The sequence below is a fragment of the Psychrobacillus psychrodurans genome (assembly GCF_050209195.1).
Classification (GTDB): Bacteria; Bacillota; Bacilli; order Bacillales_A; family Planococcaceae; genus Psychrobacillus; species Psychrobacillus psychrodurans.
Genome location: NZ_CP189791.1, coordinates 3948739 through 3969438, shown reverse-complemented (window position 1 = coordinate 3969438; position 20700 = coordinate 3948739). Strand labels below are relative to the sequence as shown.

20 protein-coding genes and 2 pseudogenes are annotated in these 20700 nt (G+C 35.4%); 14 read left to right on the top strand and 8 right to left on the bottom strand.

What is annotated here, in order from left to right:
• Nucleotides 1-5: 5 nt before the first annotated feature.
• The gene (gene gltS / locus ACQCPR_RS19760) at nucleotides 6-1190 is read left to right on the top strand and encodes a sodium/glutamate symporter (protein ID WP_090567414.1); all 1185 of its coding nucleotides are present in this window, start codon (nucleotides 6-8) and stop codon (nucleotides 1188-1190) included.
• Nucleotides 1191-1553: 363 nt separating this feature from the next.
• Here gltS and ACQCPR_RS19755 read toward each other — a convergent pair whose 3' ends face one another.
• From ACQCPR_RS19755 to ACQCPR_RS19725, 7 genes and pseudogenes are all read right to left on the bottom strand, one after another.
• A complete protein-coding gene (locus ACQCPR_RS19755; RefSeq protein WP_090567416.1) occupies nucleotides 1554-1826 on the bottom strand; it encodes a hypothetical protein in 273 nt (90 codons plus the stop codon).
• Nucleotides 1823-2488 (bottom strand): hypothetical protein, encoded by a 666-nt coding sequence (locus tag ACQCPR_RS19750; RefSeq protein WP_427137858.1) that lies wholly within the window; start codon nucleotides 2486-2488, stop codon nucleotides 1823-1825. The genes ACQCPR_RS19755 and ACQCPR_RS19750 overlap by 4 nt, the downstream gene beginning before the upstream one ends.
• A gap of 166 nt (nucleotides 2489-2654) precedes the next feature.
• Entirely contained in the window at nucleotides 2655-3077 is a 423-nt protein-coding gene (locus ACQCPR_RS19745) for a MarR family transcriptional regulator (RefSeq protein WP_090567422.1), read from the bottom strand.
• Between the two features lie 242 nt (nucleotides 3078-3319).
• Nucleotides 3320-3726 (bottom strand): annotated as a pseudogene (locus tag ACQCPR_RS19740) (STAS/SEC14 domain-containing protein).
• A gap of 126 nt (nucleotides 3727-3852) precedes the next feature.
• Nucleotides 3853-4464 (bottom strand): annotated as a pseudogene (locus ACQCPR_RS19735) (alpha/beta fold hydrolase); the annotation flags it as partial.
• A gap of 12 nt (nucleotides 4465-4476) precedes the next feature.
• A complete protein-coding gene (locus ACQCPR_RS19730) occupies nucleotides 4477-4629 on the bottom strand; it encodes an alpha/beta fold hydrolase (protein WP_427137857.1) in 153 nt (50 codons plus the stop codon).
• Between the two features lie 26 nt (nucleotides 4630-4655).
• Nucleotides 4656-5240: a TetR/AcrR family transcriptional regulator gene (locus ACQCPR_RS19725; protein WP_090567431.1), complete on the bottom strand. Its 585-nt coding sequence runs from the start codon at nucleotides 5238-5240 to the stop codon at nucleotides 4656-4658.
• Nucleotides 5241-5600: 360 nt separating this feature from the next.
• Between ACQCPR_RS19725 and ACQCPR_RS19720 the strand changes: the two genes are divergently transcribed.
• From ACQCPR_RS19720 to ACQCPR_RS19710, 3 genes are read left to right on the top strand one after another with little or no spacing between them, the layout of a single operon-like run.
• Nucleotides 5601-6719 carry a hypothetical protein gene (locus ACQCPR_RS19720; protein ID WP_090567434.1) on the top strand — a complete coding sequence of 373 codons (1119 nt, stop codon included), beginning with the start codon at nucleotides 5601-5603 and terminating at the stop codon, nucleotides 6717-6719.
• 13 nt (nucleotides 6720-6732) lie between these two features.
• Nucleotides 6733-7923 carry an ABC transporter permease gene (locus ACQCPR_RS19715; protein ID WP_427137856.1) on the top strand — a complete coding sequence of 397 codons (1191 nt, stop codon included), beginning with the start codon at nucleotides 6733-6735 and terminating at the stop codon, nucleotides 7921-7923.
• 16 nt (nucleotides 7924-7939) lie between these two features.
• Nucleotides 7940-8848, top strand: coding sequence for an ABC transporter ATP-binding protein (locus ACQCPR_RS19710; protein ID WP_427137855.1), 909 nt, complete (start codon nucleotides 7940-7942; stop codon nucleotides 8846-8848).
• A gap of 95 nt (nucleotides 8849-8943) precedes the next feature.
• On the opposite strand, the gene ACQCPR_RS19705 is transcribed toward ACQCPR_RS19710, so the two are convergent.
• A protein-coding gene (locus tag ACQCPR_RS19705) for an IS3 family transposase (RefSeq protein ID WP_427137854.1) occupies nucleotides 8944-10268 on the bottom strand; the annotation gives its coding sequence in 2 pieces (ribosomal slippage) (nucleotides 8944-9872 and nucleotides 9872-10268; 1326 coding nt in all).
• A gap of 482 nt (nucleotides 10269-10750) precedes the next feature.
• Between ACQCPR_RS19705 and ACQCPR_RS19700 the strand changes: the two genes are divergently transcribed.
• The 10 genes from ACQCPR_RS19700 (at nucleotide 10751) to ACQCPR_RS19655 (ending at nucleotide 20633) form a co-directional block, all read left to right on the top strand.
• The gene (locus tag ACQCPR_RS19700; RefSeq protein WP_090567443.1) at nucleotides 10751-11500 is read left to right on the top strand and encodes a methionine ABC transporter ATP-binding protein; all 750 of its coding nucleotides are present in this window, start codon (nucleotides 10751-10753) and stop codon (nucleotides 11498-11500) included.
• Nucleotides 11493-12155, top strand: a complete 663-nt coding sequence (locus ACQCPR_RS19695; protein ID WP_090567446.1) for a methionine ABC transporter permease — start codon at nucleotides 11493-11495, stop codon at nucleotides 12153-12155. The genes ACQCPR_RS19700 and ACQCPR_RS19695 overlap by 8 nt, the downstream gene beginning before the upstream one ends.
• 18 nt (nucleotides 12156-12173) lie before the next feature.
• Nucleotides 12174-13001, top strand: coding sequence for a MetQ/NlpA family ABC transporter substrate-binding protein (locus tag ACQCPR_RS19690; RefSeq protein WP_427137853.1), 828 nt, complete (start codon nucleotides 12174-12176; stop codon nucleotides 12999-13001).
• Nucleotides 13002-13278: 277 nt separating this feature from the next.
• Entirely contained in the window at nucleotides 13279-14085 is an 807-nt protein-coding gene (locus ACQCPR_RS19685) for an SDR family NAD(P)-dependent oxidoreductase (RefSeq protein WP_090567453.1), read from the top strand.
• 92 nt (nucleotides 14086-14177) lie between these two features.
• Nucleotides 14178-15443 carry an MFS transporter gene (locus ACQCPR_RS19680; RefSeq protein WP_427137852.1) on the top strand — a complete coding sequence of 422 codons (1266 nt, stop codon included), beginning with the start codon at nucleotides 14178-14180 and terminating at the stop codon, nucleotides 15441-15443.
• Nucleotides 15444-15637: 194 nt separating this feature from the next.
• Nucleotides 15638-16387, top strand: coding sequence for an SDR family NAD(P)-dependent oxidoreductase (locus tag ACQCPR_RS19675; protein WP_090567459.1), 750 nt, complete (start codon nucleotides 15638-15640; stop codon nucleotides 16385-16387).
• 12 nt (nucleotides 16388-16399) lie between these two features.
• Nucleotides 16400-17134, top strand: coding sequence for an SDR family NAD(P)-dependent oxidoreductase (locus tag ACQCPR_RS19670; RefSeq protein WP_090567462.1), 735 nt, complete (start codon nucleotides 16400-16402; stop codon nucleotides 17132-17134).
• 69 nt (nucleotides 17135-17203) lie between these two features.
• Complete coding sequence (locus tag ACQCPR_RS19665) at nucleotides 17204-17617, top strand: MarR family winged helix-turn-helix transcriptional regulator (protein ID WP_090567464.1); 414 nt, start codon at nucleotides 17204-17206, stop codon at nucleotides 17615-17617.
• Nucleotides 17618-17877: 260 nt separating this feature from the next.
• A complete protein-coding gene (locus ACQCPR_RS19660) occupies nucleotides 17878-19404 on the top strand; it encodes a malate:quinone oxidoreductase (protein WP_336285736.1) in 1527 nt (508 codons plus the stop codon).
• A 458-nt stretch (nucleotides 19405-19862) separates the two neighbouring features.
• Nucleotides 19863-20633, top strand: coding sequence for an isocitrate lyase/PEP mutase family protein (locus tag ACQCPR_RS19655; RefSeq protein ID WP_090567470.1), 771 nt, complete (start codon nucleotides 19863-19865; stop codon nucleotides 20631-20633).
• The last annotated feature ends 67 nt before the right edge of the window (nucleotides 20634-20700 follow it).

Here is a 20700-nt window from a genome sequence, read left to right as displayed (position 1 = left end):
GATATATGATCGAACTCAATCAAATTACAACTTTGTTCCTTGCAGTAGCTCTCTATTTGCTTGGAATGGCACTTGTCAACCGCATCGGATTCCTTAACCGGTTTCTAATCCCTGCACCTGTCGTCGGCGGCTTAATATTCGCTACTTTAGCGTTAGTGTTGAAAACTACGGGGATTGTCGAGGTTTCATTGGATACATCGCTACAGACGCTGTTTATGATCGCCTTCTTTACAACGGTCGGTCTTGGGGCAAGCTTCAAGCTCATTAAACTGGGTGGGAAGCTCTTAGTCATCTACTTGCTCTTGTGTGGCGTCACGGTGTTCTTGCAGAATGTAATCGGCGTTTCGTTTGCCGGGTTGTTTGGAATTGACCCACTGTTAGGTGTCATGGCTGGAGCAGTTTCAATGAACGGAGGACATGGAGGTGCTGCGGCATATGGACAGACGATTGAAGATTTGGGCATTTCCTCAGCCTTAACGATTGGTATGGCCGCCGCCACACTTGGCCTGATTTGCGGTAGCCTTTCCGGCGGCCCAGTTGCACGGTACCTGATTAAAAAACATGACTTAAAGCCGGCAACGGGTAAAATAGAAGGGTATGTAGAGAAAGATGAGAGACCGATTCAAGAGGGGTCGTTCATGGTTCAAGTCGCGCTCATCACGTTCTCGATGGCAGTGGGAACGTATCTTGGTGATTTGTTTACGAATGTGACCGGCTTCGTCCTGCCGTCCTATATCGGGGCGATGTTCGTAGCGGTCATTGTCAGGAATCTTGCCGATCGCTTTATAAAAGGCACGGTGAACATGAAGGAGATTAACTTAATCGGTGATGTTTCACTTGCGATTTTTCTCTCGATGGCACTAATGAGCATCAAGCTATGGGAAGTAGCAGATCTCGCACTACCACTCATCGGCATTATACTCATCCAGGTTATCGTCGTCGTCTTGTATGCCCTCTTTGTGATGTTCCCATTGCTTGGCAAGGATTACGATGCGGCTGTTATGATCTCGGGATTCTTAGGTCACGGGCTGGGAGCAACACCGAACGCAATGGCGAACATGTCCGCGACCGTGAGCAAGTATGGTCCTTCTCGTACGGCGTTCCTAGTCGTGCCAATTGTTGGTGCATTCCTGATCGATGTTGTATTTAGCGCACCAATCATTATCACGACCATTAACTTGTTCAAGTGATTTATTGAAATGACTGTTTTCAGATTAACTATTTCTGATTTAATAAAAAAGCTTCTAGTCCTTGTCTATCGGCTAGAAGCTTTTTTGTATAGATAAGGCTGAGGAGGAAAAAAGTTTTCTTCCAAAAGAGAGAAACCTTACGTCAACAATATTTTTTATATCCACAAAGTACACTTCTCGCACACCTATCTAGGCAAGCTAATTTGTTAGCTCAAGTATCAAAAACTTCTATATAATATAAGTGATTATTAGGAAAAGCATATTTACATTAGTAACTCTTCTCCTAGATGATTAGTGGTTTAGTCAATACTCTAAAAAATGAGCGTTATAGGCATTAAAATCAGAAAATAGGTGTACAGAAGTTTAATACCTAAGCTTGGAAATACAGAATGTCATAGAACGTTTTACATAAAGTGAGGAAAAGAAAAGCAATATAGAAACAATTAGTGAGAAAGGGATGCTTAAAGGCACCGGAATGTTAACGTCTTGCCAGATACTCATTTCTATTTTGTCCAGTCCAAATGTGCGCAAAATGCCTGCTAAGATTGATATTAATGCACTTGCCATCAACCCTACATATAAAATAGATAGAACCGGAATTGCTAATAAACAAAAAAATGCTTGGATTATTTTCATTTCTTTTTACTCCTAATATGCTGCACTTTGGCATTTAGCGAGATTGAATAGCTCTCCGTGTAATAAAGTGTGTGTATAATACAATTATCTCCTACCGTCACAATATCCGCTTCAACAATTTCCGCAGTTGTATTAGAAAGATGCACACTTTTCCCTTTTATGGATTTGCAAATCAGGTTTTTCTTCAATAAAGAGATAGATAAATTATTTTTTTCTACACATATTTCATCTGCAATAAGTTGTTCGATGTCACTTCTACCAGACAATTTTAAATGAAACTGTGCTGCTTGTATCTCCTTCGCTTTTATAATGCCAATTACATGAAACTGTTTTACCTGTAAACTTTGTTCAATTGTTAGCTTTCCTGAACTGTTAATCTTCGTTATTTTTCCATAACTCAGTTTTAAGTCTCCAGCATTTGTAAGCTCATCAATTTCGCAAAAACCTTTGATGACACAAGCTCCTGTATTTTTAAAAATATGTGCTGAAACGAGAAAATGAAAAGAGCTATGACCATGTGTGGAAATTTCCTTTAATCGTACTTCTTGGTGTAAAGCAACAGAACCTCGGATATTTAATTGTTCACAGTCTGTGGCTAAGTTTTTAATATTGCCACTTGTAAATGTTAAACTGCGGAGCTTTGGAATTCGTTCATTTGTCATGTATAACACCTCACATTAATTTAATTAGTGTATATTTTAATAACTAAAATATATTTTAATTAAACTATATGGAGGTTTATTTTGTCAATAACAAAAAATTGTACATAAAAGGCAATTTTAAATAGGTACACCACATATTGAGACAATAAAAAAAGGATTTCAATTTTTATGAAATCCCTAAAAGTTTTCCCATTAACTGATTTACATCAATTAAAACTTTTGCAATATCTGTTAGTTTTTCTTGTGGAAATTTCAAAAATATTTCTTGTACTTTAATTTCTCCATCCTTCGTTAAAACCATTTTCACTACTCTTCGATCTTCATTCTCTCTAATTCGTTCTAATAGATCTAATTTTTCTAGTTTATCGCACATTGATGTTACTGCTCCAGGTGTTACACTGAAAAAATCAGCAATTTCAGTTGCTTTCATTCCACCCTTAATTTTCAATTGAAGAAGAAGTATAAGCTGGTTTTGAGATAATGATTCTCCTTCAGAGAGCATGTTGACAAACATCATAGATTTTTGCTGTACTTCAAGCATCTCTCTCATTATTATTTCCACATTGTACATTTGATTATTAATTGTCATTTAATCACAGCCCATTATAATATTTACTAGTTTAATTATATAGCAAGTATATATTTAATTTTGGTTATTGCAAATATCCTTACAGTATTTACTTTATGATGCAGGTCGAAAATAGTATTTACTATAAATAACTTACTTTGTCCTATCACTGTGACCCGTATTATTCTAGAGTTGCTAAGCAATTTGGAAAAGAAATACGGACAAAAAAACCAGTCCATTAAGCAACTGGTTCAATACAGGATTTATAATGGGTATTCCTTTAACCAAATTAATGCTTGCTCATAATTATTGAAGAAGTTTACGGATTCCTTTGCATTGGTTTGCTGTAAATAATTCATTATTTCCCCTTCTTCAAGGAGAAACGCAATTGCCTTGCTATGATTCAAAATGTCTTCACTGAAGAACTTATCTTTCCATGCTTTTTGAACAGAAAAATGATCGGGAGTGTATCCTTTTCTATCCACTAACAATTTGAATTTACGACCCTCGGAAATAAAAAGCTGACAAGCCTGATTAAAGCCGTTAAACCATTCACTGACATCGTTGGTATTAATCTTACCAATAAGATGCGTAACAATTAGATCTCCTGAAACTGTAGTGCTAATATTTTGTCCACTCAATTTGAAATTCCCTCCTTAGTAACAATTATGCGTAAAAACCTCCTAAAATCAATACGTAATAATTCTTAAATAATGCAACTGAACTTTCAAAGGAAAATGCAGTTGAGGGTAGCAATTAAAAAGATAGAAGAAGAACCAAACAAATTTAATATATTTTATTTTAATGGCTTCATAAAATTTTGGATATGATCCGTAACATCCTCCGGATTATCTCTGTTCGTTAGATGATGCGCATTAGTAATTATATAAAATTCAGCATCTTTGATGTTAGCTGTCAAATATTGCTGTTGTCTTCCGACCATATTGTCCTTTTCACCATGCAAAATCATAGTTGGACACTGAATTTTATTTAGATCATTTTTACTTTCCATTCGCAAATTTCCACTCCAATGACGTAAGAAATTATCTTTTGTCATCTTAGAGAAGGATTCCATAACGAAAGCGTGATTTTCAGGATTAATCTTTGAGATAACATCGGCGGTCCATTTTGCAGTCATATTAAACGGAAGAAAACGAAGGCTAAACTTACTAATAGGAGTTGTATATTTTTCGAACCAGTTAAAACTATTTGTAAATGGAGTACCAATTAAAATAAGACCTTTTACTCTTTCCGGATACCGAATAGCTGTTTGAATCGAAATATGTCCGCCCATTGATAAGCCACATAAGACTGTTGACTGGATTTCGAGATAATCCAGTAGTGAAATTAAATCTCTCGAGAAATCCTCAGGATCTACCTTGCCAGAGGGCAAGCTAGAATATCCATGGCCACGTACATCTCAAACAATGGTTTGATAGTCATTTGACAACTCTTTTACTTGAGGTTCCCATTGTTTGTGATACATCGAATGTCCATGAGTGAAAATAATAGGTTCCCCTGATCCGTTAATTTTATAAAAAAGCTTAACGTTATTTACCTCATATACCGGCATCAGATTCATTCCTTTCTTTCACATTCTCAAGATTGCTTCAATATAATATTGAAGCAGTCATCAAGCCATTGCTCCAATGTCCGTGTAGAATTATTTAGCCAAATCATGAGGGATCCAGCTATAGCACCTTGTAGAATGCGGGCTGTTGTTTCCACTTGGTCTAGTTCGATATTTAAAAGCTCACCGTCCTCTATAGCTGCACGAAGGAAATATTGAACCTCTTCGTTAATAAGCTGCAAACGACGTTGAGAATATTCTAGAAAGTCTATATCAGAAACAGATTCAATAAAAAGTGAAGTGATGTTAGCAAGTGTCTGCGCATCTTCTACCTTTCCAAGAGATTGAATAAGGAGAGATTTTAAAGCGTGCAATTTAGAGCCAGATACAGAACGCGAAGTCACAAAACTTTGAGTGGTCAACTTAATGACAGTATCCATATAGAAAAGGAGTAGATTTTTTTTAGAGCCAAATCGTTTAGAAAGTGCAGCAGGAGATATTATAATTTCCTTCGCGATATTATCTAGAGTCAATTTTGTGTAACCATATTTGCTTAAGGCTGAATGAATACCTTGAAAAATTCGTTCATCCGAATATTCACGTGGTCGAGACATACCATTATTACCTCCTCTTCTTATTAGTAAGTGGTTAACTACTTACTAATTTAAAGTAAACTATAAATTTTGTCAAAAAGCAATTTAGCTACAATCACATGCTTTTAAAATTATCACTTTTATAAATTTTAACTAACGAAAAGTATGTAATATAATGTTACTTTTTTTTCTAAAGAAGGTATATTTCGGATGAGTATAGAATTATTAATAGATAATTAAAAATATTCTTGTTAATTATCTCATTTCAAATACCTATATGTAACTTAAATAAACGGAGTATTAATAAAGTATATGAAATTTAATGGATAATACAGATGATGAATTACTTTCATCATGCTTTTGCTGGAGGAGTGAAATCGTATGAGAAGTATGTTGAAAACGCTTTTTATAATAGAAAGGACAGATAAGAAGAATATTTTTGCTTGTTTAATTGTAGCGCTAAGTATTATTGGGATGGTTGTTTATGCGAATGCAACAGAGTTAGGCAATCCGATTAAGGAAAAATCAATTGAATCGTTACCAGCCAAGGTAGCTATGAATAAATTTCAAATTGTTGATGCTAGTGAATACGGGGATGGTAGTGATATATACAAAAATATCGTGAAACAATATTACACTTACCCAAAACAAGGGATGGCATTAAAAACAGAGCAGCCAGAGTTATTTATAGAAACAGCAATAGAGTTAACCGAATTACGCAAACAAGCATTTGAAATGGATGATTATGATCTGGTAGCTGTAAACTTGCCTTCCAAAATACAAAATGAAATGGATTCCTACTATTACCAATATTTAAAGGAGAACGATTTAGTATTATCTTTTGGCTCACTGAGCTTCTATCCATTTTTAGCGTTTTTATTTAGTATAGTAGGATCAGTTTGGTTTGTTCTTATTTGTATTTACGCATCTAACATTATGATAGATGATTTCCGACATACCTCTCTTATTAAAGGTTATCCTATTGCTTTTACCAAGTATGTATTAGCGAAATGTATGACTTCAATGGGGATTGTTTTTATTTTTATTATAGAGCTTATTGTATGTAGTTTGCCGCTAATCTATTTTAAAGGATTGGGACAAGCTTCATATCCAGTAGCTGTTTTTAATGGGGAAGTAACAATTTATCCAATTTACAAATACATAGCAGTTTCGATTGTATATATGATTTGCTTGGCAGTTTTTGCAATTTTATTGTCCGTAATTTTAAATGTACTATTAAGAAATGTTTATTTAACTTTATTTGTACAGATCATCCTTGTCGTCATACCAATTTTGTTTCCAGCCCTAATTGAGCTTTTACCATTTAATCCGTTTAACTATGTAAACTTTCCAAGTGTTTTAAATGGAGATACTCTGAATTTAGAAACCCCGGTCGCGTTGAATAGCAATGCAGGCTTGGTCTATTTATGCATTAGCATAGTATTGCTGATGGCAGTTATTAAATGGTTTTTATCGACAGGTAAGCTTCAGAAAATATAGGGAGGTGTAAGACATGTGGGCTTATTTTAAATGGGAGTTTAAGCAATTTTTTACGAATAAGAAAAACATAGCTGTTTATGTCATTTTACTTTTTTTAGGTTTATATTTTGTATTAAAAGTTGCACCTTCGTATGAACCTATTGAAAAAGTAGATGTAGCTGAGATGGAAGCACGTTTCACGACGAGAGATGATTTTATCAAAAGTGTAGAAGGAAAAGATAATATACATCCTTCAGTTGCGTTTGCACTTGCAGTATTCCCTCAGTGGAATGAATATGATCGGGCAAGAATTGATGCAATTAATGAAAAGGATTATTTAAAGTATGCAGAAGCAACAGCGGGATGGTACCTATATTCAGACCAACTGACTGTTAACGGTGACTCTTTCTTCTATAATCCTCTCTATTACACCTATGGTAATAATTATGCCCATGCTGATGGTCATTATGGTTATGGCTATACGGCTAGCCGTTTTACTGGTTATGTAGAAGGAAGTTCTGAGCTGTCGATGGACTTGTTTGAAGAAAGAACTGCTCTACAAACGTTACAACGTATGTTAAATGATTATCTACCAATTGTACTGTTTATAAGTTGTATCTTTTTATCTGTAGATATTGTGTTGAAAGATCGTCGTAACCCTAGTTTATTAAAAGGATTTCCGATTTCCGATTGGAAAAAGCTATTGATGAAAGGGCTAGTTGCTTTTGTAGGAAGTATTTTGTCATTTGTTCCTCTATACGTAGTTTTAATAGCTATCGGATTACAAAATGGTTTTGGTAATTTTTCACTCCCGGTGCCTTTCTATTCTTACATAGAAGAAACCTTTACCAATATGACTATGAGTACATTTCTATTGAAAAACATATTGTTTATTGGTGTTTGGTTCTTATTCTTAATAGCAATCATTTTGTTCCTAAGTATCATTGTAAAAGCTGAGTTTGCTAATTTATTTGTCGGCTTTATCATAATTGCAGCTGAGTGGTTTTATTTTGAAAGAGTAATGGGAGCATATTCAGATATTGAGCGCTATCCAACATCATATGTACAAGTAGGACAAGTCATTTCAGGATATAGAAATTTTGTTTATCAGTCGCCTGACTTAACTTACCAACACGGGTTAACAATTATAGGATGTTGTACACTCTTCTTGGTGATATTGACGCTGATTGTGAGTAAATTTAAAAGGTTTAAGTTAATAGCATAGAGAAAGGGTGTTAAATATGTTGGAATTAAAGAAAATACGCGTTCAGTTTGGAGACAAACAGGTATTAAAGGATATATCGATTAAGTTCCAACCGGGGGAAATCATTGGTTTAGTAGCCCCCAATGGAACTGGGAAATCGACACTGATGAATGTAATCATGAATTATTTGTCTCCCAATCAAGGACAGGTGATTTTAAATCATGAATTGCAATATTCAAGTAAAGCAAACGAGGTGAAGATCCATCAAGGTGTATCTATGATGCCGGACCAAAGTGATTTATATAATCATGTATCTGGAAAGAACCATCTGAAGATCTATCAAGCAATGTGGAATAGTAATCCCAAGTTAATTGACGACACGATTGTACAGCTTGGAATGGAATCATATGTGAAGAAAAAAACAGGCACCTATTCTTTAGGAATGCGCCAACGGTTATGCTTTGCTATGCAAATTGTCTCTGACACACAGGTGATGCTGATGGATGAAGTTATGAATGGCTTAGATCCAACGCATGTAGAGCTAATATCCCAAATACTTTTGCAAAAGAAAGCGGAAGGTAAAACAATTATTATTGCATCACATTTATTAGAAAACCTTGAGCAATATGCGGACCGTATATTTTTTATGAAAACTGGGGAACTAAAGCTAGTAGATGAATTGGTACCTTGCTTTACTGACAATAAGGTAACAACGGTCCGAGTCTCCAATTTTTCACAAGAGCATCTTGAAGGATTTAATAAGCAATTTTCAGAACTACATGTGCAGACATTACCAAGTGGCAAAACACTTATCGATGTAAGTAAGCAGGACACAGACACGTTAGGTAGCATCACACAGTATTTAATAGCTCAACAGTTGACTGATTTTAGCTTTGGTAAATTGACACTAAATGATTTATATTCAATGGAGTACCAGCAAAAGTAGTGAGTCAATGCTCGACTCGTATAAAAATGAAAAAGTACTTGAAAGACTGAACTGCGCCCTAAATTTTGGACAGTATAATAAAAGCAACCTTCTATTTAAGCAGCTATCAGATGGCTTCGGTATTCTACCGGAGTCATCTTTTTTAGATTCCATTGTTTTCTTGATTCGTTGTAGAAAATCATGTAGCTATCAACCCGTTGTTTTAATTCATCAAAGGTTTTTGATTGTTTATATTCCATCTCATCTTTCATGTGTCCAAAGAAGGACTCCATTGGTGCATTATCGATACAGTTGCCTCTTCGAGACATAGATTGCTTCATATTCATTTGTTTCAATCGTTTTTGAAATTCTGGATGTGTATAATGGAATCCCTGATCAGAATGGATCATGGCTTCTGGATGAACATTTTCCACTAGTTTTTCTTTCAACTTAACGAGCGTATTGTAAGCGATAGTCATTTTTAGCGTTTGAGATAATTCATAAGCGACTATTTCACGTGTAGCTACATCTTTTACACAGGAGAGGTACGCTGTTTTTCCACGATACTTCAAATAGGTAATATCGGTTAAGAATACTTTTCCAGGTTCATCTTGTGTAAATTCGCGATTTAAAACATTTGGTAATGTCTTATGTTCTTGAGTTGCTTTTGCAATATTTCTATATGGGTTTGCCCGACGTACTTTCGCAAAGAAATTGTATTTTCTCATTAGACGACGGATTTTCTTTGGATTCATTGGTGTTTCAAGTAACGCACACACTTCCATATAAAGCCCACGGTAGCCAATTTTCCCTTTGAATGCATCGTAGATGCACTTTAAAAAGAGATAATCTTCATAATCATTATGCGCTCGTAATGCATGTTTTTCCGTGTTCTGCATCCATGCATAATAACCGCTGCGACTAACATTCGCAACTGCACATAATTCAGAGACGCTATTTATTAGTTGGTATTTGCGAATTACTTCATTGATAATTTCGTATTTTTTATGTGCAGCTACTAGCGTTTCTTCGCCTGCCTTTCGAGTTCCTCCAGCTTTTTTAGTAGTTCGATTTCCGCTTCTAAATAACGAATACGAGCTTCTGCTTTTTCCAGTTTCTTATTGGGTGATAGATTTTTTGTATTCGGTCGACCTGTACTTCCTTTACCTCGACGCTCCTCAAAAAATCCATCTTCACCATATTGATTGAAGGTTCTTCTCCAACGGTTTAAAGAATTCTTAGCTTTGGTAGAACCAATCATTTCAAGATCAAATCCATTTTCTATAAAGATTTGTGAAGGACCTTTACCTGCTAAATTCTGTTCGACTGCTATTTTTTTAAACTCAGGTGTATATTGAATCGCTCGATCAGATACTGAAGCTACATTAGGATTGGCTTCTAACAGTTGTCGTTGATGTTCATTAAAATAGATTTTACTCATAAGTGTAACTCCCGTTCCTATATATTAGGTTTTAGTATAACGGGCTTTTTCCATAGAAAAAACCCCGAAAGGGCACTTTTTTTAAAGTGTCCACTATTCGGGGTTCAGTTCAGACTATATCGTTTTATAAATATTAGCCCAGTTCTAGTTCAAATTAAAATAATCCATTACCAAAGTGAATTATGGTAAAAAGGGAAACGATAGTTGTCTAGCCATATCCTCTTCTTAAAGGAGTTATGGTTGGATAACTATTTTTCTTTCTTTTAATATTTTTCTTACACTTATTCGTTTGGTCGACTAATTTACATGTACTGCACCTGTCTTTGAATTCTATAGTCAACCTTCCGGGGATTAGACCACAATAGGCTCCCTGACTTTTTCCTCGTTGACGAAATTATCTGGTAAAATGACAGCCTAAGCATATTAGTCTATAATTGAAGCTATTGTAATCACCCTTCAACTACTAGAAAGGGGTTTTTTTTATGATTAAGTTACATAAGGTCAGTAAAAGTTATTCCCGGTTTCAGGCCATTAAATCTATATCTATAACAGTAAATGCAGGAGAGATTCATGGAATTATCGGAGCAAGTGGAGCAGGTAAATCTACCGTGCTAAGGTTGATGAACCTGTTGGAAATTCCCGATGAAGGAGAAGTTGAGATAAATGGTCAAACGTTAACAAATTTACATAGCAAAGAACTCCGACAAGCTCGGAAATCCATAGGGATGATTTTTCAACACTATAATCTAGTAGCGAATAAAACGGTTTACGAAAATGTTGCTGTATCCTTAGAGTTGGCAAACTTTCCGAGGGAAGAACGCAAGAGCCGTGTAGGAGAATGTCTTCAATTTGTTGGGTTAGAGAGTTTAAAGGAAAAGTATCCCGCACAATTAAGTGGTGGACAAAAACAACGCGTTGCGATCGCAAGAGCGTTAGCGAATAACCCCCGAGTTTTGTTGTGTGATGAACCAACCTCTTCTCTAGATCCTAATACGACTGCAGAAATATTAAGTGTATTGGAAAACATAAATAAAAGCTTTGGGGTTACAATTGTCATTGTCAGCCATGAGATGGAAGTGATTAAAAGTATATGTAACCGAGTAACTGTAATGGCGGATGGAGAAGTCTATGACACCGTAACAATTAAACCAAAAAGGATTCTAAATACAGACAATAGTCCAAAGTACTTTGTAGAACAATTAACAAAGGACGGTGAGATGGATCATGCCTGATATATTAGTTCAATATGAAGCTGAAATTTGGTCATCTATTGGAGAAACCTTTGTTATGGTTGGTGTTTCTGTTTTAGCGGCGATTCTAGTAGGTCTTCCAGTTGGGACGTTACTTTTTCTTTGCAGGAAGAACCAAATACTTGAGAACCAGTTTGTTTTCTCGTCACTAAATTTATTGGTAAATATAGTACGTTCTTTTCCATTTTTATTACTAGTTGTATTTTTAATCCCTTTTACAAGGCTAATCATGGGAACAGCCATTGGCACAGCTGCTGCAACTATTCCATTATCGATAATAGCAATCGCGCATTATTCACGATTAGTTGAGCAGTCTTTATTGGACGTACCAAAAGGTGTAATTGAAGCGGCGGTTTCAATGGGTGCTTCTGTTAAAGAAGTTGTTTTTAAATTTCTGTATGTTGAAGCCCGTTCTGGACTTGTTCTTGGATTAACAACTTCGATTATTAGCTTTATTTCGTACTCGACGATCATGGGAGTTGTCGGAGGTGGTGGTATAGGAGACTTTGCCATTCGGTATGGATATCAGCAATTCAAAACAGATTTGATGATTTATGTGATTATTATTATGGTCATACTTGTACAGCTCTTGCAATTCGTTGGAACAACTGTATCCAGATTGATTGATAAAAGATAAATAATAGGAGGAAATAAAATGAAAAAAATATTCTTACTAATTACAATGATCACATTAATATTAGCTGGTTGTGGGCAAAAGGAAGAAGTAAATGACCAGAAAAAAGTGCAAGGTAATGATCGACAAGAAGTTACATTGAAAGTTGCTTCGTTAATCCCTCCGATGACGGAAATTCTTGAGCTTGTTAAACCAAAACTAGCAGAAGAATCGATTAATCTTGAAATTGTTGTATTAAGTGATAACGTTCAGCCTAATAGTGCGCTTGCAGCAAATGAAGTAGATGCAAACTTCTTTCAACATGTTCCTTATATGGAGCAATTCAATAGAAATAATGATGCAGAACTAGTCCCTATTGTTCCTATATATTTTGCGAATTATGGTGTATATGCTAAAGACTATAATTCAATGGATGAATTACCGGAGGATTCCGTAATCGCCATTGCGAACGATGTTTCTAATATAGATCGTTCATTGGCATTGTTAGCTCAACATAATGCCATCACTTTACAAGAAAAAACTGGTCCATATTACACGAAAGCTGATATTTTGGACAACCCAAAAAATTATAAGTTTGAAGAAGTAGATTTGTTAATGTTGGCGAGAATGTATGATGATGCAGATGCAGTAATCATGACACCTGCATATGCTGCACCACTTGGATTGACGCCAAAAAGTGATGCTCTCCTTACGGAAGGATCCGAAAATGATTTTGCAATTACACTAGTTGCACGCAAGGATAATGCTGAATCAGAGGCCATCCAAAAGCTAGCGGAAGCTATGACGAGTCAAGAAGTAAGAAAGTTTTTAGAAGAAAATTATGATGAAACTGCAATTCCAGCGTTCTAGTATAAATATAATGAAGGGCTATTCAAGTTGTTTACAACTAAGAATGGTCCTTTTTTAGTTATACATTCGGTAAGCGTTTTATCTATACTAATATATTTATTCCATACTAAGATAGTGCAAAAACGATTCTTTTATAAGAGTTTAAACAAAGAACTCATTGCAGTAGAAAAAAATTTCTGATATTATTTAGATGCCAAATATTTTGATATCTAATTATAATTTAATAGAGATGACACTAATTGATTTTGGTGTAACTGGAGAAGGGAGTTATTAAACAATGGGAAGAGTACAAGGTAAGGTGGCACTAGTAACAGGGGGAGCATCAGGTATAGGATTATCAACAGCCGCATTATTGGCAAAAGAAGGTGCAAAAGTAGTTATTGCCGATTTTAATATGGAAGGTGCAAGAGAAGCAGCAGAGAATATTAAAGCTAATGGAGGAGATGCTTTCGGTATTTTCCTTGATGCTGGCGATGAAAATTCTATTAAGGAAGCTATTGAGTTTACCGTTAAGAACTTTGGCAAAATTTCGGTTCTATTTAATAACGTTGGTTTGACTAATCTTAAGAAGGATTTAGATGTCGTTAATATAGATCTTGGTGAGTGGGATCGACTTATGAACGTGAATCTAAAGAGTGTCTTAATAGGTAGTAAATTTGCTATACCGCATATGATTGAAGCTGGTGGTGGCTCTATTATAAATACAGCATCAATGGCAGGATTTACTGGTGATACTATTCGTGCTGCATATGGAGCATCAAAAGCAGCTGTAGTAAATCTTACGAAATATATTGCTACCCAATACGGGAAGGATAAGATCCGTTGTAATGCTGTTGCACCTGGTTTAATTTTGACCCCTGCCGCTAAGAACAATATGACACCAGAGGTACTAGATATATTTGCAAAATATAATACACTACCATACCATGGTGAACCGGATGATATTGGATATACAGTGTTATTTTTAGCTTCAGATGAATCTAAGTTTATTACTGGCCAAACAATCCAAGTAGAAGGTGGACATTATATTGCAAATCCAAGTGTTCCAGATTTTAACGAATATATGAAAAAAGCGCAAAGCTAAATAAAAGCCTACTAGTGCTTGGACATAATTAAAAAATCTAGCAATATTCTAACAAAAATAAATAATAGAGATATAGAAATAGGAGAAACTACATGGGTCAAAATAGAAAGAAAATTCACTATGCTTGGTGGATTTTATTAGCACTATGTATTATCGTCGGTTTAGGAAAAGGCGGTTTAAATAATTCCTCTGGGCTATTTTTGTCACCTATCACGAAAGAGCTTGGAATTGGAATGGGAAGTCTATCATTATATTTTAGTGTATCTGCAATTGTCACAATGGTCTTTTTACCGATAGGCGGTAAACTAATGGCGAAATATGATACACGGTTACTCCTAAGTGTTGCGATAGTTTTACAAGCTGGAGCATTTGCAATGTTTAGTTTGATGAATTCTGTATGGGGCTGGTATATATACGCAGTACCACTAGCAGTTGGTGGTGTGTTTATAACTGTAATTGCTGGTCCAGTCCTAATTAATCAGTGGTTTAAAAAGAACAATGGTCTAGCACTTGGAATCATGAGTGCAGCAGGAGGAGCACTTGGTGCCATCTCGCAACCAATTATCGGGAACCTTATTGCCAATCAAGGGTGGAGAACCTCTTATATGATTGTCGGGATCACAATTATTATTATTGTTGTTCCAATTATATTACTTTTTATAAAAAAATTACCTCAGGACAAGGGACTACTTCCTTATGGTATAGAAGAAGTGGAAGATAACGGTACAGGTACACCGAGTGAAACTAGCAATAAAGGGGTATCAATGGCTGTAGCGAGAAAATCTTCGGCTTTTTATGCACTAGTAATCTTTTTCTTTCTAATTACATCTATTGCAAGCTTTTCGATGCACATTCCAACCTATTTGATGGCTAAAGGTTTTGATGTAACCTTTGCTGGTAATGTAATGGGAACCTATATGGTTGGTGTTCTTATTGGATCATTAGCTATTGGTATCTTAAGTGATAAGATTGGCTCCAAAAATACAGCTATTTTTGCCATGAGTGGCGGTTTGATAGCGATTTGTCTATTATTATTCTCCGCATCTAGCACAGTTGTAATAACAGTTGCAGTAGGCCTATTCGGTTTAATATCTTCCTCTATAGGAACATTAGGTCCAGCACTTACTTCAAGTCTATTTGGGAACAAAGAATACAGTCAAATATATTCAAACGCTTCCATGGGGTTAGCAATAGCATCTATTGTTGTTTTACCAGCCTATGGTTTTGTATTTGACTTTACGGGAAGTTATACGTCCGTTTTGTATGCAATAGTTATTATGTTGATCATTAATATTGTATGTGTACTTATTGCTTTTAGAGGAAAAAAGAAATTAGAGCAAGAAGGCTTCTGGGATTAACTAAGTAACTTATATAAAAAAATACTAATGCACAGGTGATTTGTATAAAAAATCGCCTGTGCATTTTGCTTTCTTTCAACTTAAGTTATGTCAAATACTTGAATCTTTTTACTTGCACTTTAAGAAAAGAATTTGATATTATTTAGATGTAATATATTTAGATATCTAAATATAAATAGAAAGAGGTTATTCTAATGAAGTTACAAGGAAAAGTTGCAATTGTAACGGGTGGTGCTGGAGGTATTGGCAGAGGAATTGCGCTTGCAATGGCCAAAGAAGGTGCACATATTGCAATCGTCGATGTCAATGAAGAAAAAGGAAAAGAAACTCTTGCTGAGGTCAGTCAATATACAGAAGGATTACTTATTATTAAAGATATCTCTATAAAAGAAAATGTTTACGAAATTGTTGCCGAAGTTGTAAAGAAGTTTGGCAAGTTAGATATTATGGTTAATAATGCGCATGTCTCAAGGCAAGCACCTTTTATAGAAACAACACAAGATCACCTTGATCTATCATTTGGAACAGGCTTTTATCCTACATTCCACTTTATGCAGGCAGCTTATCCAGAGTTAAAGAAATCACAAGGTAAAGTTATTAACTTTGCTTCAGGTGCTGGTATTGATGGACAAGTCACACAAACTTCTTATGCTGCAGCGAAAGAAGCAATTCGAGCAATATCACGTGTTGCAGCAAATGAATGGGGTCCAGACGGTATCAATGTTAACTTGATTTCACCAATTGCCTTAACTCCAGGAGTTGAGCAATGGCGTGAAAGCGCCCCGCAATTATATGATGCCATGATTAACAAGATTCCATTACGTCGACTTGGTGATCCAGAGCAAGATATTGGACAAGTAGCTGTATTTTTATCAAGTGCAGATTCAAATTATATAACTGGTCAAACCATTATGGTTGATGGTGGATCTATAAAATTACGTTAAGGAGAGATTAGCATGGGAAGATTAGATAATAAAGTAGCTATTATTACTGGAGGAGCTTCAGGTATTGGCGAATGCATGGTTGATTTGTTTAGTAAAGAAGGCGCTATCGTAATTGCAGCAGATATTAATGAGGAAGCACTTGCAAGAGCAAGTCAAAAAGAAAACGTCTATGGGATGAAGTTAAACGTTGCTTCAGATAACGATTGGGAAGCATTAGCAAAAGAAGTGAATGATCGTTTTGGGAGAATTGATGTTTTAGTAAATAATGCCGGAATTTCTTCAGAAAAACCATTCCAAGAAATCGATTTAGATGATTGGCAAAAGATGCTATCTATTAATGGCTTTGGTCCATTTTCTGGCATGAAGCATATTGCTCCGTATATGGCAGCACAAGGGAAAGGTTCAATTATTAATATTTCATCTTATACAGCTCAAATTGGACAAGGGTTTAATCATTATTCCGCATCTAAAGGAGCTGTACGTGCGATATCTAAAGCAGCAGCAACAACCTTTGGTACTAAAGGGGTTCGCGTCAATGCCCTATTCCCTGGGATTATAGAAACACCAATGACTCAATCTTTAAACTCATCAAAAGAACTTCTTGGTCGCTTAATTCAAATGACTCCTTTGCAACGATTAGGCCAACCTACAGATATTGCAAAAGCAGCTTTGTTCTTAGCTTCTGATGATTCATCTTACATTACAGGTGCAGAGTTGGTTATTGATGGTGGATTCTCAGCTCAATAATGCGTATGCTAAAGTAGCCCCTAATTTTGATTAGGGGCTTTTACTTATTGAAAGCGAGGAACATTTCTTATGAAAGAACAAACAATTTTTGAATTAATCCATAGTATGGATAACTTTACAAATAACTTAATCATTCAGTGGAATAAGACGTTCAATGAAGAGCTAGGTGTATCTCATATTCTTGTTCTTGGCCATTTACAGGCAAAAGGAAAAAGTCGACCATCAGATATTGCGAAGTCTCTAGGACTGACTCCTGCCACCCTAACGCACTTATCGGAAAAACTTGTACAGAAAAAATTAGCAGTTAGATTAACGGATGAGTTTGACCGTAGAATTATCTATATACAAATCACCGATATGGGTATTGATATGGTTTATAGAGCCAACCAAGAGGGCCAATTACTGCGTAGGAAGCTATTTGAAAAGCTAACAGAGGAGGAAAGGGAACAATTAGTGGGGATTTATAGGAAGTTAAATAGTTAATGAATTTATTGAGTTTTAATAATTATTTATCATTTGGAATCCTCATCTATACTTTGGAAATTCCTGGTGTTCTAGGTCTTACCAGATGAACTTCTCACTATTTACTAGCTTTTAAATCGCTTTCAAATAGCTTATAATAGAAGATAATTTATCAATAAATAATTCTAATATATGATATGGTTATAGTAGACAAAAAGATGTATTCCTGTAATTCAACTTGACATATTGTTATGCCTAAGTAGTATACATCCTCTATACAAATATACGGAGTAAGGAAGGTTAATATGATCAACAAAGAAACTAAAACAGAAGTAATCTTAATAGGTGCCGGAATTATGAGTGCTACTTTGGGGACAATGCTGAAAGAATTAAAACCGGAATGGAATATTAAAGTATTTGAAAAGCTCGATAAAGCAGGTGAGGAAAGCTCTAACGAATGGAATAACGCAGGTACAGGTCATGCTGCACTGTGCGAGCTTAACTACACTTCTGAAAAACCAGATGGCTCTGTAGATATTAACAAAGCTATCAATATAAATGAACAATTCCAGCTATCTATGCAGTTTTGGTCTTATCTTGTTAATAGTAAGCTAATAGATAATCCAAAAGACTTTATCATGCCATTGCCTCATATGAGTATGGTACAGGGAGAAGAAAATGTAGCGTTTTTAAAGAAACGTTTCGAAGCAATGTCACAAAATCCCCTGTTCCAAGGGATGGAATTTTCCGATGATCCAGCAAAACTTATGGAATGGATACCACTTATTATGGAAAATCGTCCAGTTAATGAGGCTATTGCAGCAACAAAAATAGACTCTGGAACGGATGTTAATTTTGGTGCTTTAACTCGTATGTTACTTGACCACTTAATGACTAAAGACGTTGAGATTAAATTTAATAGTAGTGTAGATAATGTTAAACGTACGAGTGATAACAAGTGGGAAATAAAAGTGAAAAATAACGCAGAAGGCAAAATCGAAAACCACACTGCGGACTTCGTCTTCGTCGGTGGTGGTGGTGGTAGTCTTCATCTACTACAAAAATCCGGTATTCCTGAAGGAAAACATATTGGAGGATTCCCGGTAAGCGGACTATTTTTAGTGTGTAACAAACCGGAAGTGGTAGAGCAGCATCATGCTAAAGTATACGGCAAAGCTAAGGTTGGTGCTCCACCAATGTCTGTACCACACTTAGATACTCGATTTATCGAAAATAAAAAGTCGTTGCTATTCGGACCATTTGCTGGTTTCTCGCCAAAATTTTTAAAAACGGGTTCCATGTTTGATTTGGTAACTTCCGTAAAACCGGACAATGTTGTAACTATGTTGGCGGCAGGTGCCAAAGAGATGTCATTGACAAAATACTTAATCCAGCAAGTTATGTTATCGAAAGAAAAGCGTATTGAAGAGCTTCGAGAGTTTATACCGAATGCTAAACTGGAGGATTGGGATACAGTAGTAGCAGGCCAACGTGTACAAGTTATCAAAGATACAGAAGCCGGTGGTAAAGGAACTCTTCAATTTGGTACAGAGATTGTTACTGCCGCTGACGGTTCAATCGCAGCATTACTAGGTGCTTCTCCAGGTGCTTCTACAGCTGTTCATGCCATGCTTGAAATTCTTGGTAGATGCTTCCCACAACATATGCAAGAATGGGAGCCAAAAATTAAAGAGATGATTCCATCTTACGGAGTGTCATTAATGGACAACCCCGAGCTTTTGGACGAAATTCATACTTCAACCGCTGAAGCCCTTGGTTTAAGCAAAAAAGAGCAGGTCTATAGTTAATTCTTTAGATGTAGCATCAATGCTTATTAAGGAACTTTAGTAACATTTTTACCTAATGACAATGTTTCTTTAATGAAGAGATTTAACAGGCTAAATTAAAAATAGAGAATTAAAGAATTGAGTAATAATGAATAGTATTAGAAATACAACATAGACCCTTTAATCTATCCATCGATAGATTAAAGGGTCTTTTTTTATTTATATAGAAATTGTTTGCCTTTTACTCATTTTCTTTCTAGCTTAGAACATGGTCGGAGGTCTACAGAATTTAGTTATAGTCAGTAGTTCAGATAGGTCCATGATTTTACGAACTTAGTCATTTCCCAAACAAAACGCTTTCGCTTTCTTGTAAAAGCTTCTCTTTTTTAATCGCTAGGACCATAAGGGCAAGAATGAGGTCGAAGTGGTTGTAAATAACTTGTTAATATAAGATACAACAACAGTTAGGAGGAGCAAACATGACTAAAATACAAGAATTTAATGACCTTCATACATCCGAAGAATTACTATTCTTAGGAAATGCTTGGGACTTATTATCGGCCTTAACACTCGAAAAAGTAGGGTTCAAAGCTATAGGAACGACGAGTTGGGGGATTGCTAATTCCCTAGGTTATATTGATGGTGAATTAATTGATTTTGATAGACATTTATCAATCATAAAAACTATTGCTGAGAATGTGAATATACCCGTTTCCGCGGATATTGAGGCAGGCTATAGTGAAAATGTGGAGATAGTTGTTAATAACGTTTTGAAAACAGCAGATATTGGAGTTGTAGGTATCAATATTGAGGATTCACTAAAAAAACAGAAAGGGTTAAGAGAAATATCTAAACACTGCAACCTATTAGAAAAAATAAGAATCGCGTTAGATACAAATGGTTTTAAAAACTTTTATATCAATGCTAGAACTGACACTTATTTTCAGAGGGAAAATCCTCTATTGGAAACAATTGATCGAGCAAAATCCTATGTAGAAAGTGGAGCTAGTGGAATTTTTGTTCCCGGAATGAAATTAGAAGAAGATATAAGAGAAGTTGCATTGAAAATAAATGCTCCACTTAATGTATTATCTTTACCGGGACTAACGAATTGTAACAAGCTTAAAGAACTAGGAGTTAAAAGATTTAGCTTTGGAAATGCATTATCCGATAAATATATTGCTTTTTTAGAAAAGAATACAGAACAATTAATAGAATGTAAAGATACTACGCATTTATATATTGATTAAACTGCATAATCGGGTAAATTATATCAAGTCGATAAAAGTTAAAGTTGAGGAACCAAAATTTGCAGAA